The following is a 16,304-nucleotide window of genomic DNA, read 5'->3' as shown; positions in this document are numbered from 1 at the left end:
GCTCGCCGCGAGAACTGTCGTGGCGGGGATGGGGATGGGGGCTACTGCCGTGAAGGCACGCGGAGGCGCTCGCGGCGCCTCTAGGTCTGGCGAGCGACCGTGAGGACGCGGAACGTCTCGTCGGCGGCGGCGCCCGGCTTGCGCCGGGTGCCCCACCCCACCGCGGCCCGGTAGCTCCCGAGCAGCCCGGACGCCTCGATCCGTTCCTCGTCCACGGCGACCGGCCGCTCCGCCTCCGGGGCCACGTAGAGCGCGTCCACCGGGCAGTAGGCCTCGCACATGAAGCACGTCTGGCAGTCCCCCTGCCGGGCGATGACCGGCGCGCCGCCCGGCACGCGGTCGAACACGTCGGTGGGGCAGACCTCGACGCAGAGATCGCACCCGATGCACCGGGCGTCGCTGACGAGCTCGATCATGGCGCCTGCGCCTCCGCCGCGGCCGCGCCGATCGACGCCGGCGCGGGGGACTCGGGGCGCACCCACACGTGGTCCAGACCGCCGGTGATCAGGCGCCGCTGCTGCGCCGGGTCGAGCCCGGGATGGTCCGTGTGTTTGTGCATGCCGCGCGTCTCGGTGCGCGCGCGCGCCGCGTTGAACATCCAGCGCGCGGTGGCCACCATCGCGGCGCTCTCCCGCGCCCGCACGGCCCCGCGCACCGCCGCCCCGGGCGAGGCCTGCCGCACCTCCCGCCACAGCCCATCGAGCCTGTCGAGCGAGGCCGCGAGCCCCCGCGCGGTGCGGAAGAGGTTCTTGTCGTACGGGAACACCTCGTCTTGCACCGACCGGATCACCCCCTCCGCGTCGAGCGGCCTCGTCCCGCCCGCCGCCGGGAGCGCGGCGCGGCCGGCCCCCTCGACGACCCGCCGGCCGGCGCTCGGGCCGACGCTGCGCGCGAACAGGGCTGCTCCCTCGCCGGCCCACTGGCCCGAGGAGATGGCCCACGCGGCGTTGTGGCTGCCGCCGCCCGTGAATCCGCCGCAAATGAGCTCTCGCGTCGCGGCGTCTCCGGCGGCGTAGAGCCCCGGCGCCGATGTGGCGCAGCCGTGGCTGGTGATGCGGATCCCGCCCGTGCCGCGCACGGTGCCCTCGAGCCGCAGCGTGACGGGGAACCGCTGCCGGAAGGGGTCGATGCCGGCGCGATCGAAGGGAAGGAAGAAGTTCGGCTGGGCCGTGCGCATCCACGCCTGGAGCGCCTCGTCGGCCTTGTCGAGCTGGGCGTAGACCGGCTGCGTGAGGAGGGTCTCTGCGATCACGGACCGGCCGCGCTGCGAGCCGGCCCCCTCGATGACGCGCCCGTCCTCGTAATAGAACGTCGCCCAGTTGTAGAAGAGGGTCTTGGTGACCGACGCGAAGGCCGGGGCGATCGCATAGGCGTTGGAGAACTCCATCCCTGACATGTCGGCGCCCGCCTCGGCGGCCATCAGCCCTCCGTCGCCGGTGAGGACGTTGGTGCCGAGCGCCTTGCTCAGGAACGCGCAGCCGCCGGTGGCGATGACCACGGCCCCGGCCCTCACCACCCACCTGTGCCCGAGCTGCCGGCAGATGCCGGACGCCCCGGCGACCACGCCGCTCGCGTCGACGAGGAGCTCGATCGCTGGGCTGTGATCGAGGATGCGGACGCCCGCGAGCTTCACCCGCTTGCGCATGAGGCGCATGTACTCGGGGCCTTGCAGGCTGCGGCGGACGGGCTGCCCGCTGTCGTCGACAGGAAACGGATAACCCCACGTCGCGAGGTCGTTCACGCTGGCCCACGTCCTGTCGAGCACGCGGTCCATCCAGCCCCGGTCCGCGAGGAAGCCGCCCAGCCCCTCTCGGCTGGCCTTGGCCGCCTCGCGCATCTCGGGGACCGGGGGCACGTACCACACGCCCACCCCTGAAGGCGCCGTGGCGCCGCTGCTGCCGCAATACCCCTTGTCCGCGAGCACGACGCGCGCGCCCTTCGCCGCCGCGGCGAGCGCGGCCCAGGTCCCGGCGGGCCCGCCGCCCAGCACCAGGACGTCGGCCTCCAGCGCCAGCGTGTCGCTCCCGTCGAGGACGCGTCCGACCTCGCCCTCAGGCTCCAGTTCCTCGCTCATGATGGGAAGGCTCCCTTGTTCAGGCCAGCTGCCTTATCCGCCCCTCTCCACTGCAATTGCAGCCGACATGCCATGGCCTGTTTCCCCACGTCGATCCGGCGGGCGCCCCCCTGGTTGCTGGAGAGGCACCAGGGGCTGCTGCCCCGGTGCTGCTCCGGGCGCACCTCCGCGGCACCTCGAGCGCGCCTCGACCCCTGCGCCGCAACTACTGCAGCTGGAAACCCATCGCCAGGAGCGCCGCGCGCAGCCGGTCGCGCCCGCGCAGCGCCTGGGCCGACTCGACACGCGCGGCCGAGTGGCGGCTCCAGCTCCCCTGCACGCCCATGCGCTCCTTCGCGTAGAAGCGCTCCATGAGCTGGTCGTAGCTATCGAGGGCGCCCACGCTTCGCTCGAACGCGCCGTACTGCTCGCGGTGCAGGACGACCTCTTGCGGGAGCCGCGGCTTGATGCTCGCCGGGGCGGCCGGGTCGGGCCAGCCCACGCACAGGCCGAACGTCGCGAACACCTGGGGTGGCAGGCCGAGCTCGGCCGCGACCGCTTCAGGGTGGTTCCGCAGCGCGCCGATATAGACCGTGCCGAGGCCGAGCGACTCGGCCGCGACGAGCGCGTTCTGCGCGGCGAGCGCCGCGTCGACCACCGCCATGACGAACATCTCGAGGTAATCGAGCCCCTCGTGCCCCACGCCGCGGTGCTTCGCGAGCTCGCCGAGCCGCCGCAGATCGGCGAGCCATACAAGAAACAGCCCGCACTCGCGGATGTGCGCCTGGCCGCCGGCGAGCTCCGAGAGGCGCCGCCGCCGCTCGGCGTCCTGCACCGAGAGCACGCTCCAGAGCTGCAGGTTCGACGAGCTCGGCGCCGACTGCGCCGCGGCCACGAGCAGATCGAGCGTGCCCTCCGGGAGCGGCTTCGGCGCGTAACGCCGCACCGAGCGATGTCCGAGCAGCGCCTCGATCACCTCGTTCCACTGCGCGAAGCGGGGCGCCGGTCCCTCGCTGCCGTACCGCTCGCCGAAATAACCCAAGCCGCGATCACTCATCGGTCTGCTCCTTGCCATCCTTGCAATCGATCGTCTCTCGCAGCGCGGGACGTACTCCCCTGCTGCGATGCCAGGCTGTTCCCTGCGCGCCTCGGTGCCGCGGGCGCGCGGCGCGACGATCCCGGGGAGCCGCGCCAGCCAGGCCATTGTCCGTTATAACGGATGATTCATCCGTCAGAAAGGGCAAACCGCTCTGCTCGCCGGGTGAGCGGAAACCCCCGCGGGTGCACCGGGCCGCTTGCGGTGAGCCGATCGTGGCCCAACGCCAGGATGATGAAAATTTCCGCCATGGCTATATCCGGACTCGGCCTCGCGGCGCTGGCGACGGGGTGTGGCAAGGAGGAACGTGCGCTCGCGGAGGAGCGCCCGGCACAGCCCGCCATGATCGAGCGGCAGCCCGCCGAGCCGCCGCTCGTCGCGACCGAGGCGCCCGTGCCTGGCGATCTGCCGGCGTTCGTCGTCACCGGGCCTCTCGGCGCGTGTCCGCGGATGGTGTTCCTTCATGGCATGTGCGGGCATGGGATGGGCTACGTGCAAGCTTTCGCGAGGGCGGCGCGGGAGCACGGCGGTGTGCTCGGGCTCCAGGGCAACGTGCCCTGCGGCGCCGGCGGGGTGTTCAGCAAGTACTCGCCCGACGCCGAGGAGCAGGACGGCCGCATCCGGAGCGCGCTGGCGGCGTGCGGCGGCGAGGCGGAGGACCTCGTGGTCATCGGTTACTCGCAGGGTGCCTATATCGCGGAGCGGCTCGCGGAGCGGTGGCCGGAGCGGTACTCGCGGCTGGTGCTGCTCGGCGCCCCCACCACGCCTTCGGCCGCGCGCCTCCGGGACATCCGGGGAGCGGTGATGATCAGCGGCGAGCTCGATGCCACGTACCGCATGAAGGACGGCGCGAGCGGGCTCCTCGCCGCGAAGATACCGGCGGTCTACCGGGAGATGCCCGGCGCGCACCACGGAGAGCTGCCGGACGCCGAGCGGGTGATGGACGAGGCGCTCGACTGGCTCGACGAGAACGCGCGGCCCCGCCTCTGACCTGGGCCCGGCGCGCGTGTGTTATCGAGCGCGCGTGGAGGCCGTGCTCGCCGCCTCTTGAGCGCCCGACCGGCGGCGCGGGCCGGGATCACACGGCGGGCGCCGCGCCTGCCGCGCGGGAGCACGCATCGACGTCCTCCCAGAACGTCGGGTACGTCTTCGCGACGCAGGCCGGATCCTCGATGGTGATCCCCGGCCGGCACAGCCCCAGGATCGCGAAGCTCATCGCCATGCGGTGGTCGCTGTAGCTGCGCACGAGCGCGGGCGTCAGGGGCCGAGGCTCGATACGGAGCCAGTCGTCGCCGTGGGTCACCTCCTGGCCCAGGCGGCGGAGCTCCGCGACCGTGGCGGCGAGGCGGTCCGTCTCCTTGATCCGGATGTTCGCCACGTTCCGGATCGTCGTCGGCCCCTCGAGGAGCGGAGCGATCGCGGCCAGCGTCATCACGGTGTCCGAGATGTGGTGCATGTCGACGTCGATGCCGCGCAGGCGCCCGTCGCTGCGCACGGTGGTGGCGTCGGCCTGCCGGCTCACGCGCGCGCCTGCCTGCTCCAGGAGCTCGACGAACCGGTAGTCTCCCTGCAACGCCCCCTCGGCGAGCCCGGGCACGGTGATGGCGCCGCCCGCGGCCGCGGCGAGCGCGAACGGATAGCTCGCGGACGACGCGTCGGGCTCGATCGGGTACGCCCGCGGGCGGTACCCGGCGGCGGGATGGACCGTGAACCCGCCCGCGGCCTCGTCGATGCGACCGCCGAAATCCGCGACCATGCGCCGCGTGATCTCGACGTAAGGGCGACTGACCAGCTCGCCGGCCAGGCGCAGATCGATGGCGGCGTCGGCGAAGGGGCCCGCCATCATCACCGCCGAGAAATACTGGCTGGAGCGATCGCCGCGCATCGTCAGCGTGCCGCCCTTCAGCCGGCCGCCCCGGATCCGGAGCGGCGGGCAGCCAGTCGCGCACTCCACGTCCGCCCCGAGCTGCCTCAGGCCGTCGACCAGATCGGCGATCGGCCGCTTGGCCATGTGCTCGTCGCCGACCAGCACCACCTCGCCCGGCACGAGGCACGCGAGCGCCGCGAGGAACCGCACCGTGGTGCCGCTGTTCCCGATGAACAGCTCGCGCCTCGGCGCGCGCAGCCGGCCCCGCCCCCCCTTCACCACCAGCGTGTGCGGCCCGGCGTCCTCGATCCCGATCCCCAGCGCTTCCAGGGCGGACCGCATGTGCCGCGTGTCGTCGCTATGGAGCACCCCCTCCAGCGTGCTCTCGCCGTCGGCGAGCGCAGCCAGCACGAGCGCGCGGTTCGTGATGCTCTTCGAGCCAGGGACCCGCCAGATCCGATCCGGCGGCGAGGACAGCGGGGTGATGGGCAGAGGACCGGCAGGGATCATGGGGGCGGCGGACTATAGCGGGGCGCAGATTCGTCCGCCACGGGCTCATCGCGTCGCGCGACGGAGCCCGGATCACACGAATCTGCGCAGCGCCGCGCCGCCGCGCCTCACTGCGGCGCGTACGCCTGGAACTGACCGCCCACGTGCAGCAGCGCCATGAAATACAGCATGCCGTCGTAGTAGCGGTACTGCCCGCTCGGGGGAGCGAGGTCCCAGAGCGCCTGGACGAAATCGGCGGACCGCGGGCCTTTGGCCGCCAGGCTGGCGGCCGCGTTCATCGCGACGAGCCCCGAGGAGTGGTCGGCGCTCAGCGCCTCGCCGTCGAGGGTGAACTGGTTCCCGTACTCCGCTCCTTGCGCCTCGAAGAACGCCTGGATGCGATCGCTGAGCTCCTGCTGGCGCTCATCCTTCGCCCACCACGCCCAGTCGACGGACCAGTTCATCGCGGTGCGCCACGCGTCGAAGCGGAAGTCCACGGACTCGGGCTTCCACGACGCCGCCTTGGGCGTGCCGTCGAAATTCGCGTAATCGGGCGTGAGCCCCGTCTCCGGGTGGGCCGCGAGGTGGAAGTAGCCGCGGCTCACCTCGGCCGCCTCGCTCCAGAAGGCGCGGTCCGCCTCCGGACCGTACTTGGCCCAGATCTCGTAAAAGGCCGGCAGGTGATACGAAGGATCGGTGTGGTCCCCGTTGGTCTCGAAGTTCCCCGCGTCCGGCGTGAAGCGGATCTGGTGGTTCTCGGTGTTGAAGAGCGTCGACCCGGTCGTCGTGCGCGTCTCCCCGTTCCCGAAGGACTCCCCGGTGATGTCCGGTCGGTTCTTCATCAGGTCGAGCAAGCGATCCGCCTCCGCCCTGTAATTGTAGATGCCCTCACCGTTGCCCCAGCGCCCCGACGCGAAATAGAGCGCCGTCGCGAAGTACTCCTCGCCGTCCGGCGCCGGCATCTCGTCCAGCGGGGTGCCGTCGAAGTTCATCTGCCACGAGAAATACCCGTACGCCGGGTGCGTCTCGTCGGCGTGGAACATGGTTGTCTTCGCCCAGTTCCAGAGCGCGTTGAACTCCGCCTGATGGTCTGTCTGGACGGCGATCATCATACCGTAGCTCATGCCCTCCGAGCGCACGTCCGCGCTCGCGATGTCGCGGATCTGCGCGAGCGGGCCGTTGTCGTTCTCCTCCTGCTCGAAATAGACGGCCTCTTCGGCCGGATCACCCTTGAAGAGATGGTCCCAGGCGGCCGCGATCTTGGCGTTCACCTCGTCCTGCGTGCGCCCGTTCTCGACGAAGAGGTTGCGGTACTCCCCCGTATCGACAGCCCCGCTCCCGCCAGGCGTCGACGCGCCGCCCCCGCCGTCGCCGCCCCCGCTCCCGCCTCCGCCATCGGCAGAGCCGCCGGTCCCCCCTGCCCCGCCCGTGCCCGAGGACACGCTCCCTGCACCGCCGGAGCCACCGTCGTCATCCCCGCACGCAACGGCCGCCAAGAGCAGACCCACCGAGAGAAACCGCAGCGAATTCCGATTCATAAGATAGACCTCCTGGTGACGAAGCCCAGCGTGATCCCCGTGGATCGGGCACCGTTCAGGCCGCCTCGCCATGCATGACACGCCATGATCCGACACGCGCAACAGCGCCGCGGCTTGGTTGCGAACACCCCAGCTCAGGACGAACGCGGACTGACAGTGATGCTCACGACCGCACACGCGAGAGCGCCAGGGGCGTCACGTAATGAACAGTGACCATGAAATAATCGGGGCTCTCTGTAAAGCGAATTCACACACCGCTTTCCTCGCCCCAATCGCCGACCGCCGCCCACGACATGGTCGCGGTCGATCGCGCCAGCCCGAACCGCCCAGCCCGATCGAGCGCAATGACGCCCCCGGTGATGTCGAGGCGCTCCGCCAGGTGCGCGATGATCCCGCTCGCCGCGTCGACCGCGCCGATGCCCGCGCGCATCCGCTCCACCGCCGAGTGCGCCACCGCGAGCCGGATCATCCCCTCGCCGTGGCCGGTCGTCGACACGGCCCCGGCCTCGTCGTCAGCGTACGTCCCTGCCCCGATGAGGGGCGAGTCCCCCACCCGCCCGACCCGCTTGTTGACCGTGCCGCCCGTGCTCGTCGCCGCGGCGGTGAGCCCGCCCTCGTCGAGCGCCACCGCGCCGACCGTGTTGCCCGCCCAGGAGGTCGCGCGGATGCCTTGCTGGGCCGCCGCGAGCGCCTCCCGGGCCGCCTCCGTGATGAGCGCCGCCTCGCCCACGGGCGTGAACCCCTTCATCCGCGCGAACCGCGCGGCGCCGTGCGCGGCGTACAGCACGTGCCGGCCGTCCTCCAGCGCCGCGCGCGCGATCGCGATCGGCTCGGCGAACTCCGAGAGCGCGCAGACCGCGCCGGCCCTGAGCCCGCGGCCCTCCATGATCGACGCGTCGAGCTCGACGTGGCCCTCCTCGTTGAGGCACGCGCCCGTGCCCGCGTTGAAGAGCGGATCGTCCTCGAGGACGCGCACCGCGCGCTCGACCGCGTCGAGCGCGCTGCCTCCCTCGGAGAGCACGCGCGCTCCCTCGCGCGCCGCGCGGAGGCACCCCGCCGCATGCAGCGGCCGCCGCTCCGGAGCGACGTTGCCCGCGCCGCCGTGGACCAGGACGGTGCGCCGCCCGCCGCGCCCGCCCAGAGAATGGATGACGTGCTTCACGATCGTGGCACCCTACCGCGGCGCGCGCCCGGAGGTCCACGCCCAGCCGACGCTCACTCGGGCGGGAGCGCGCTCCGCTTGGCCTTGAGATCGTAGGCCATGCCGCACGGCAGCGCCGCGAGCACCGGCGCGACGCTGAGCTCTCCGGCGACGAGGTCCTCGCACCGAGACCCCGCCGTGGGCACGAACTCGAAGGACATCGTCGCCTTGAACCCCGCGACGTCATCCCCTCTGCCGCCGAGCTGCCCGAGCGCCCGGTCGCGGCGCTCGACGGAGCACGGCGGCCCCGGCGGCGCGTCGCCGGCGCGCATGTCCACCACCACGCGCCCGTCGATCGAGAAGCCCACCTCGTCGTCGTCGATGACGCCTGCGATCACGCTGGCGCCGTTGTTCCAGTAGAGGGCGCCGTCGCCGCGCGCGAGCTCGACGTCGAACTCCCACAGGCGCTTCGCGCCGAGCGCCCCCTCCCCGCACGTGTTCGCCGTCTGCGTCCCGACCACGTGGAACGCGCCGAGCGCGGTCCCCCGCTCCGGCGCCTCTCGATCCCCGAAGGCGTCGGCGCACGCTGGAAGAAGGGGCAACGCCGGCAGCAGCGCGAGCAGCAGCATCCGCATCGAGCCCGCGTACCAGACGGGCACGGCGCAGGACAAAAAAGCGCTCCCAGGCAATGGAAATAAAAACGGGTCGGGTGCTTTGCTCGCACCCGACCCGTCCCGTGGGCCTCTACCGGAGGCCTTCTGGACCCCGCTTGATCCCGCCTGTGCGGCGCCCCCCCTGTCCCATCGCGACGAGCATTCGGCCCCGGAGCACCGGTGAGAATCGTTGCCGGAAGACCTGAGTCTTCCTCGATTCCCTCTCTGCCGGCCTCGCGGAGGTCGCGATGGCAGTCAACAGGTTATCGAGCGCCGGACCTGGCCGAGCGCGGTAGCGTTTTGCAAGGCCCCGATGACCCTGCGTCCACGCTCCACGAGGGTCAGCCGTTCCCAGCCTCCGGTATAGAAGAGCCACTGGTACTGTGCATGGTGTCCATCCCTCCTCCGGCTTGCCGGCACCCCGCGCCGGATCGAAAGGGATCGTCCGGCATGGCAAGGGTGTTCGATTGCGGATCAGCGGAGAGCCCGCCGATCTGGTGTCGACCCCGGCACCGTGGTGCTCCACGGCAGGACCATCCTGGAGCTGATGCTCCGTCCGAGGCCGAGGACCAGCGTATCACCGCTGTTCAGGCGAGCAAGGGGCTCACGCACCGAAACATCGAAAGCGATTCTCTTCCATTCCATCCATTGTCCACCCACGGTCCGCATCGTCCCACCGCTCCCACCGCGTCTCGCAGCGCAGCCGGGCAGGCGTCGTTCGACAACGCACGCCGCACGCCGCACGCCGCACGCCACACGCCGCCGGGCAGGCATCACCGGAGAAGCAGCCAGGCAGGGCGAGGTTCAAGGCGCGTCTCGGCAGGACGAGGCGCGGCGCGCTCCAGCGAGACGACGTGCCGGACGCAAACGCACAGCTCTGCCGGAACAGGTCCGGTGGAACAACGGCGAGGACGTCGCGCGGCGGATCAGCGCGCCGTGACCGGGCCCCGCGCGCGTCAGACGTGCGCGAACCAGCTCGCCTCCTCGCCCTCCGGCAGCGCCGTGGCGAGGACCGCGAGCATCGCGTCGATCTCTTCCTTCGTGTGGACCCCGCTGCGCAGGATGGCCGCCGGGCCGTCGCCCCCGGGCACCACGACCGACTCCACGGCGAGCGCGGTGTTGACTCCGTAACCGTAGGACGCCAGCGTCACGACCGCGGTGGCTTCCCGGTCGTCGAGCAGCCGGCGGATCGTCAGCGTGCGCCGCACGCGCTCGCTGTCCTCGGCCCACGACGCGAGCCACGCGCGCGCCGGCTCGTCGAGGCCGACGAGCACGAGCTGCGCGGGAGGCAGCGCGTCAGGATCGGCCGCGGCGACGGCGGCGCGGTGGAAGCCCCGCACCTCCCGGCACCAGAGCGGCGGCGCACCGTCGACCCGCACGAGAAAACCGTAGGGGCCCCGGGCCCCCTCTCGCTCCGAGCCCCCCGAAGAAGCGGAAGAGAAACTGTCGTTCGACACGAAGGGAGACGATACACGAGCTCTGCTCGGCGGAGGAAGCCCGCTCAATTGCGCAGCACGTCGAGCCGACACGGCTCCGCCCCGGTCACACCGGTCCCACGCACGCCACCTGGGTACGCCCGCCGATGCCCATGGCGCCCACAACGAGAGCGCCACACTCCTGGGATTTCGGCTAAGGTGGCCCCGCCTCCCCCGTGGAGCCCGTCCGGGACGGGGTGCGCCCTGCACCTACGGCGTCTCCCCGGCCGACGGGCTCCAGCCCGCAGCGGCGGGTCGGGGCGGCGGCAGCAGCGCCCGACGCCGGGCGCGCTGCCGTGGAAGGCCGGCGAAGAGGCCCGCCGGCGCGTCCCGCGTCACCTCGATCCCGATCCGAACCGCAGGCAATGAAGCTCACGTCACAACAAGTCATCGAGATCGTCATCGCGCTCTGCGCCTACTTCGGCGTCGCGTTCGCGCTCAACTGGTTCGCCCCGTCGCGGCTCCGCGTGCTCGCGCGGTACAGCACGGTCGCCGCGGGCGTCGCGCTCTTCTTCTATGGTCTGGACCGGTACATCGACGAGCACGCCCGCGCCGTGGACATGGCGAAGGTGGCGATCGCGATGGGCGCCGCGCTCTGCGTCTTCTACGAGACGCACCGCGAGGGGATGCGCCGGCCGATCGCGGAGCGCTGGAAGCGGTTCGCCGGCGTGGCGCTCGGTGTCGCCGCCATCATCGCGTACTTCAACGGCTTCCGCTTCGGCTATGCCAAGTATTACCACCGCTGGGATCAGTTCCATTATTACATGGGGGCCAAGTACTTCCCGGAGATGGGGTACGACGGCCTCTACAAATGCGCGCTGATCGCGCAGGACGAGCTGGGGCTCGTCACGTACACGAACGAGGACACCGGGCGGCAGGTCAAGCTGGACATGGCGAAGGAGGTACGCCACCCGGACAAGAAGATCCGGAACCTCGGTGGCGACAACCTCCTCATGCCGGCGAGCGAGGTGCTCAGCACGCCCGAGATCTGCAAGGCGCACTTCGCACCGGAGCGCTGGGACGCGTTCAAGGCCGACGTGCAGTTCTTCCGGACAGCCTCGGACAAGGGCTACTGGGAGGACATGCAGAAGGACCACGGCTACAACCCGCCGCCGGTCTGGACGATCATGGGCAAGTTCTGGGCGGACCTCCAGCCGGCCAGCACCCGCTACCTCCAGTTCCTCGCCGGCTTCGATATTTTCTATCTGCTCGGGATGTTCGCCGCCCTCTACTGGGCCTTCGGGTGGCGGGTCTTCGCCGTCGCGGCGATCTTCTGGGGCTGCCAGTCGTCGGCGCCGTTCTACTGGACGGGCGGCGCGTTCCTCCGGCAGGACTGGCTCTTCTACCTGGTCCTCGCGGCCTGCCTCATCCGGAAGCGCTACTTCAAGCTCGCGGGCGCGAGCATGGTCTACGCGGGCCTCCTGCGCATCTTCCCGGGCCTGCCCGTGATCGGCTGGCTCACCGTCGCCGGGATTCACCTCGTCCGCCACAAGCGCATGGCGAGGTCGCACGTGCAGGTGCTGATCGGCGGCGTCCTCGCGGCCGCCGTGCTCATTCCGGTGAGCATGAAGGTCTCGGGCACGGACTCGTACCGGCAGTTCTACGAGCACACGCTCAAGGTGCACGACCAGACGCCGCTGACGAACCACATGGGCCTCCGCGTGCTCGTCGGCCACGAGCCCGGCACGGGCGTCGAGTCCGGCCGCATGAAGTACACGAAGGACACGAAGCTCGTCGATCCGTTCGAGGTCTGGAAGCGGATGCGCAACGAGCGCTACGCGAAATACCGCTGGATCGCCTATGGGATCATCGCCGCGACCCTGGCGGGCTTCGTCTACGTGTGCCGGCGGGTCCGCTCGCTGTGGGTGGCCCAGTGCCTCGCCCAGATCTTCGTCATCCTGCTCTCGCAGCTCACCTGTTATTACTATTCATTCATGATCTTGAGCGCGCCGCTCACCCGGGTGAAGCGCCAGATCGAGGTACCCCTGTTCGGCCTGGCGGCGCTCAGCCAGTTCATCTGGATCACGTTCAACTACAACGACGACAAGTACACGGTGCTCACCGCTGTCTCACTCGCCTTCTGCTATTACCTGCTCTGGATCTTCTCGGGTAAGACGATGCCGTGGGCGCGGCAGCCCGAGCCATCGAGCGAGGACGGCGGAAAGCCGACGGCCGAGCAGGCCTGAGGCGCTCGCCTCCTGCTGGGTCGCCACGGCAGCGCCTCCCATGCCTGGAAGTGCCTGGAAACGAACGATGACAGAAGCAGCGCGAGAGCATCCCGACGAGCGAAGCGACGTCCAGGGAGACGAGGCCCGGCCCAGCGATCCTGGGGCGGCGGCCGACCGGGGGAACACGCCGGCCCCGCCGCGCGGCGACGACCGGGCGGTCCACGCTTTCCGGAAGGTTCCGCGGACGGGCGTCATCTACGTGACGACCGAGGCAGCGCGCCTGGGGTTCAAGGCGGGCGCCGACGAGGGGACGGACGGCTGGTGCAACCTCGGGCAGGGCCAGCCGGAGACGGGCCCGCTCCCGGGCTCGCCCGCGCGCTGCGTGGCGGTGCCGATCTCCGGAGACGACCAGGAGTACGCGCCCGTGGCCGGCCTCTGGGAGCTGCGCGAGGCGATCGCGTCGCTCTATAACCGCGCGTACCGGCGGGGCATGCCGTCGCGCTACACGGCCGAGAACGTGGCGGTCTCGGGCGGGGGTCGCATCGCCCTCACCCGCGCCGCGGCGGCGCTCGGGCAGATCAACCTCGGCCACTTCCTCCCCGACTACACCGCCTACGAGGAGCTGCTCGACGTCTTCCGGCTGTTCTCGCCGATCCCGATCCTGCTGGAGGGCGAACGCGGCTACTCGTTCTCCGTCGGCGACCTGCGCCGCGAGATCCTGGGCCGCGGCCTGAGCGCGATCCTCGCCTCGAACCCCTGCAACCCGACCGGGAAGCACGTGCGGGGCGAGGAGCTCGCCGCCTGGGTCCGCACCGCGAAGGAGCTCGATTGCGCGCTCCTGCTCGATGAGTTCTACTCACACTACATCTACGGGATGGGCGACGTCGCCCCGATGGAGAGCGCCGCGCGCTACGTCGAGGAGGTCGACCGCGATCCGGTCGTGATCTTCGACGGCCTGACCAAGAACTGGCGCTACCCTGGCTGGCGCGTCACCTGGACGCTGGGGCCGCGCGAGGTCATCGAGGCGGTGGCGAGCGCCGGCAGCTTCCTCGACGGCGGCGGCTCGAAGCCGATGCAGCGCGCCGCGGCAGAGCTGCTTACCATCGAGCACACCCGCGCCGAGACGACGGCCATCCATCGGACGTTCTCGCACAAGCGTGAGATCATGCTCGAGGGGCTGCGCAGGATCGGCGTCACGGTCGACGCGGAGCCCGAGGGCACGTTCTACGTCTGGGGCTCGGTCGCGGATCTGCCCCCGGGGCTCTCCGACGGCTACGGCTTCTTCCGGGCGGCCCTCGGGGAGCGGATCATCGTCGTGCCGGGCGAGTTCTTCGACGTCAACCCCGGCAAGCGCCGGGCGGGGCGGCCGTCGCGGTTCCGCCACCACGTCCGCTTTTCTTTCGGCCCGAGCGAGGATGTCCTCGTCCGGGCGCTCGGGCGGCTCGAGCGCATGGTAGGCGAGCGTCGCCGGGCCTGACACCGGCAGCGCCGCGCAGGGGAGCGGGAAGACGGGGCCGAGCGCCAGGTCTTGTCGCGCTGCACGTCTTCCGACATGGTGGGGGAGCGCGTGGCCAAAGATCCGTGGAGTGATTGGAACGACGACGACCCGGGGAACTTCCAGCCGGGCGATACGATCGGCCCCTATGAGCTGCTGTTCCCTGCAGCCGTGGGCGGCATGGCCGCCGTGTGGGCTGCGCGGCTCAGGCGGCCCAACGGCTCCGTCCAGATCGTCGCCGTCAAGCTGCTGTCGGACGCGATGCGCGGGGATGACGACGCGCGGGCGATGTTCCTCGACGAGGCGTGCACCGCGTCGCGGATCCTCCACCCGAACGTCGTGCACATCCTCGCGTACGGCGAGGTCCGCGATCGGCCGTACCTCGCGATGGAGTGGATCGACGGCGCCCCGATCGCGAAGATCTTCTCGAACCAGAAGGCGAAGCGCGCGCTCTTGCCGCTCGGCTGGGTGCTTCACGTGATGATCGACGCGTGCGCCGGGCTGCACGCGGCGCACGAGGTCCGCGACGACACGGGCGAGCTCCTCAACCTGATCCACCGCGACGTCACGCCGGAGAACGTGATGGTGACGTTCGACGGCATGGTCAAGGTCGTCGACTTCGGCGTCGCGAAGACGCGGGCGCGCGCGCAGACCAGCCGCGTCGGCGCGATCAAGGGCAAGACGGGGTATTTCTCGCCCGAGCAGGTCATGGGCGGGGCGCTCGACCGCCGCAGCGATCTCTTCTCGATGGGCGTGCTGCTCTACCTGCTGGTGACGGGCCACACGCCGTTCCGCGGCAAGGGCCCGCTGGAGGCGATGCAGCAGATCGCCAACCGCAACCCGCAGCCGCCGCGCGAGATCATGCCCGAGGTCCACCCGGAGCTCGACCGCATCATCATGCGCGCGCTCGCCAAGAACCCGAACGAGCGGTACCAGACGGCCGCGGAGCTGCGCCGTGATCTCGAGCAGGTGAGCGCCGCGGTCCGCGAGAGCTACACCGACAAACAGGTGGGCCAGCTCGTCCGCGATCTGCTCCCCGGGGTCGCCGAGGCGCGCAAGGAGCGGATCGATCAGGCGCTCGACGAGCTCGACCGGATCCTCGCCGAGCGCGCCCACCCTCAGAAGCCGCAGGCCTCGCGCCCCGAGGACGCGACCGAGGTGATGCTGCGGCGCATCTCCATGCTGCCGATCCTGCAGGACGGCCCGGAGTCGACGGAGGGAGGGGGCGCGGCCGACGCGGCGCCGCCCTCGTCCCCGGCAGGCCCCGCGAGCTCGCGCATGTCAGGGCCCGCGAGCTCGCGCATGTCGGGGCCCGCGAGCTCGCGCATGTCGGGACCGGCAAGCTCGCGCATGTCGGGGCCGGCAAGCTCGCGCATGCCGGCGCCGACGAGCCCGCGCCGCGCGAACGCCGACCCGATGCGCAAGTCGAATCCGGACGCGACGCGCAAATCGACCCCGGATGCGACCCGCAAGTCGAACCCCGACGGCGCAGGCTCGCCGTTCGATTTCCCGGCGGGGCTTTCGCCGCTGCCGCTGCTCCCGCCGCCGCTGCAGGTGGGGCCGCCGGTGCCCCCGGGGCCGGCGGCTTACGTCGGTCCGGCGGCGCACGCGAGCGGCCCCGCGAGCGCTGTCGCGTCCGCGCCCGAGCGCCGCGCGTCCCCTCCCGCGAAGGGGTCCTTCATCCGCATGGCGTTGCTCGCGCTGATCGTCCTGGGCGCGGTCGCGGCCGTTGCGCTCCTGCTGCTCGCGCGTTCCGGCCGCATGCCGCTCGGCGGTGTGGTGGTGCCTTCCGCCAGCCCCAGCGCCTCCGCACCGACGGTGCAAGCGCCCGATGCCGGCGCCGATGCCGCGGCGAAGCCGGACGCGGCAGCGACGGCGTCGACGGTCGCGAGCGACACCGTCGCGGACGCCGCGGCCCCGACCGATGCAGCCGCAGCCGAGCTGATCGCCGACGCGGCCGCCCCGGCCGACGCGGCCGCGGATGCCGCGGTGCCCGCCGATGCAGCCACCCCTCTCCCGAGCGGGCAGCCGGCGTACGTCCCCGGCGCCGCACCCGCGCCGGGGGCGCCGTACCCGGGCTCCTCGGTCACCCCTGCGCCGCGCGTCCCAGGGCCCCTGCCCACGCCGTCCGTCACCGGGTGGCCTCCGCCACGGCCCGCGAGCCAGCCCGGACTGCCGGCGACTCCGCCCGTCTCGACGCTGCCGCGCGGGCCCGTCCCCGGCCAGGCGCCGCCTCGGCCGCGCCCCGCTGCGCCCCCCCTCGACCTGGCGCCGCGGTAGCGCCTTCGGACCGGGCGCGGCTGCCTCCCCCGCAGCCCGCGCGGCCGGC

General features: G+C 71.6%; 12 protein-coding genes. 4 read left to right on the top strand and 8 right to left on the bottom strand.

The features are described from left to right. Positions 1-80: 80 nt before the first annotated feature. From WMF46_RS16420 to WMF46_RS16410, 3 genes are all read right to left on the bottom strand, one after another. Positions 81-416 (bottom strand): 4Fe-4S binding protein, encoded by a 336-nt coding sequence (locus tag WMF46_RS16420; protein ID WP_437986460.1) that lies wholly within the window; start codon positions 414-416, stop codon positions 81-83. Continuing rightward, complete coding sequence (locus WMF46_RS16415) at positions 413-2,074, bottom strand: FAD-binding protein (RefSeq protein WP_437986459.1); 1,662 nt, start codon at positions 2,072-2,074, stop codon at positions 413-415. The genes WMF46_RS16420 and WMF46_RS16415 overlap by 4 nt, the downstream gene beginning before the upstream one ends. Before the next feature lie 205 nt (positions 2,075-2,279). Next, the gene (locus tag WMF46_RS16410; protein ID WP_437986458.1) at positions 2,280-3,110 is read right to left on the bottom strand and encodes an NADPH-dependent oxidoreductase; all 831 of its coding nucleotides are present in this window, start codon (positions 3,108-3,110) and stop codon (positions 2,280-2,282) included. A 288-nt stretch (positions 3,111-3,398) separates the two neighbouring features. Between WMF46_RS16410 and WMF46_RS16405 the strand changes: the two genes are divergently transcribed. After that, positions 3,399-4,139, top strand: a complete 741-nt coding sequence (locus WMF46_RS16405; protein WP_437986457.1) for an alpha/beta hydrolase — start codon at positions 3,399-3,401, stop codon at positions 4,137-4,139. An 88-nt stretch (positions 4,140-4,227) separates the two neighbouring features. On the opposite strand, the gene aroA is transcribed toward WMF46_RS16405, so the two are convergent. From aroA to WMF46_RS16380, 5 genes are all read right to left on the bottom strand, one after another. Continuing rightward, on the bottom strand, positions 4,228-5,526 hold the full coding sequence (gene aroA, locus WMF46_RS16400) for a 3-phosphoshikimate 1-carboxyvinyltransferase (RefSeq protein WP_437986456.1): 1,299 nt from the start codon (positions 5,524-5,526) through the stop codon (positions 4,228-4,230). A 107-nt stretch (positions 5,527-5,633) separates the two neighbouring features. Beyond that, positions 5,634-7,043 carry a glycosyl hydrolase family 8 gene (locus WMF46_RS16395; protein ID WP_437986455.1) on the bottom strand — a complete coding sequence of 470 codons (1,410 nt, stop codon included), beginning with the start codon at positions 7,041-7,043 and terminating at the stop codon, positions 5,634-5,636. A gap of 247 nt (positions 7,044-7,290) precedes the next feature. After that, the gene (locus WMF46_RS16390) at positions 7,291-8,205 is read right to left on the bottom strand and encodes an isoaspartyl peptidase/L-asparaginase (protein WP_437552884.1); all 915 of its coding nucleotides are present in this window, start codon (positions 8,203-8,205) and stop codon (positions 7,291-7,293) included. Positions 8,206-8,258: 53 nt separating this feature from the next. Further along, entirely contained in the window at positions 8,259-8,843 is a 585-nt protein-coding gene (locus WMF46_RS16385; protein WP_437986454.1) for a hypothetical protein, read from the bottom strand. 950 nt (positions 8,844-9,793) lie between these two features. Beyond that, positions 9,794-10,216: a hypothetical protein gene (locus WMF46_RS16380; RefSeq protein ID WP_437986453.1), complete on the bottom strand. Its 423-nt coding sequence runs from the start codon at positions 10,214-10,216 to the stop codon at positions 9,794-9,796. Between the two features lie 461 nt (positions 10,217-10,677). Between WMF46_RS16380 and WMF46_RS16375 the strand changes: the two genes are divergently transcribed. The 3 genes from WMF46_RS16375 (at position 10,678) to WMF46_RS16365 (ending at position 16,255) form a co-directional block, all read left to right on the top strand. Continuing rightward, positions 10,678-12,498 (top strand): hypothetical protein, encoded by a 1,821-nt coding sequence (locus tag WMF46_RS16375; RefSeq protein ID WP_437986452.1) that lies wholly within the window; start codon positions 10,678-10,680, stop codon positions 12,496-12,498. Between the two features lie 67 nt (positions 12,499-12,565). Beyond that, positions 12,566-13,957 (top strand): pyridoxal phosphate-dependent aminotransferase, encoded by a 1,392-nt coding sequence (locus WMF46_RS16370; RefSeq protein ID WP_437986451.1) that lies wholly within the window; start codon positions 12,566-12,568, stop codon positions 13,955-13,957. Positions 13,958-14,047: 90 nt separating this feature from the next. Continuing rightward, entirely contained in the window at positions 14,048-16,255 is a 2,208-nt protein-coding gene (locus WMF46_RS16365) for a protein kinase domain-containing protein (RefSeq protein WP_437986450.1), read from the top strand. The last annotated feature ends 49 nt before the right edge of the window (positions 16,256-16,304 follow it).

The sequence above is a fragment of the Sorangium sp. So ce117 genome (assembly GCF_051524395.1).
In the GTDB taxonomy this organism is placed as follows: Bacteria; Myxococcota_A; Polyangia; order Polyangiales; family Polyangiaceae; genus Sorangium; species Sorangium cellulosum_B.
Note: the sequence above shows the minus strand (reverse complement) of the source record. Positions and strands in the feature narration are given on the sequence as shown.

Excerpts from the sequence above, each read along its gene's own strand:
- WMF46_RS16420 (WP_437986460.1), bottom strand. The coding sequence starts at position 416 with ATGATCGAGCTCGTCAGCGACGCCCGGTGCATCGGGTGCGATCTCTGC.
- WMF46_RS16415 (WP_437986459.1), bottom strand. The coding sequence starts at position 2,074 with ATGAGCGAGGAACTGGAGCCTGAGGGCGAGGTCGGACGCGTCCTCGAC.
- WMF46_RS16410 (WP_437986458.1), bottom strand. The coding sequence starts at position 3,110 with ATGAGTGATCGCGGCTTGGGTTATTTCGGCGAGCGGTACGGCAGCGAG.
- WMF46_RS16405 (WP_437986457.1), top strand. The coding sequence starts at position 3,399 with ATGGCTATATCCGGACTCGGCCTCGCGGCGCTGGCGACGGGGTGTGGC.
- aroA (WP_437986456.1), bottom strand. The coding sequence starts at position 5,526 with ATGATCCCTGCCGGTCCTCTGCCCATCACCCCGCTGTCCTCGCCGCCG.
- WMF46_RS16395 (WP_437986455.1), bottom strand. The coding sequence starts at position 7,043 with ATGAATCGGAATTCGCTGCGGTTTCTCTCGGTGGGTCTGCTCTTGGCG.
- WMF46_RS16375 (WP_437986452.1), top strand. The coding sequence starts at position 10,678 with ATGAAGCTCACGTCACAACAAGTCATCGAGATCGTCATCGCGCTCTGC.
- WMF46_RS16370 (WP_437986451.1), top strand. The coding sequence starts at position 12,566 with ATGACAGAAGCAGCGCGAGAGCATCCCGACGAGCGAAGCGACGTCCAG.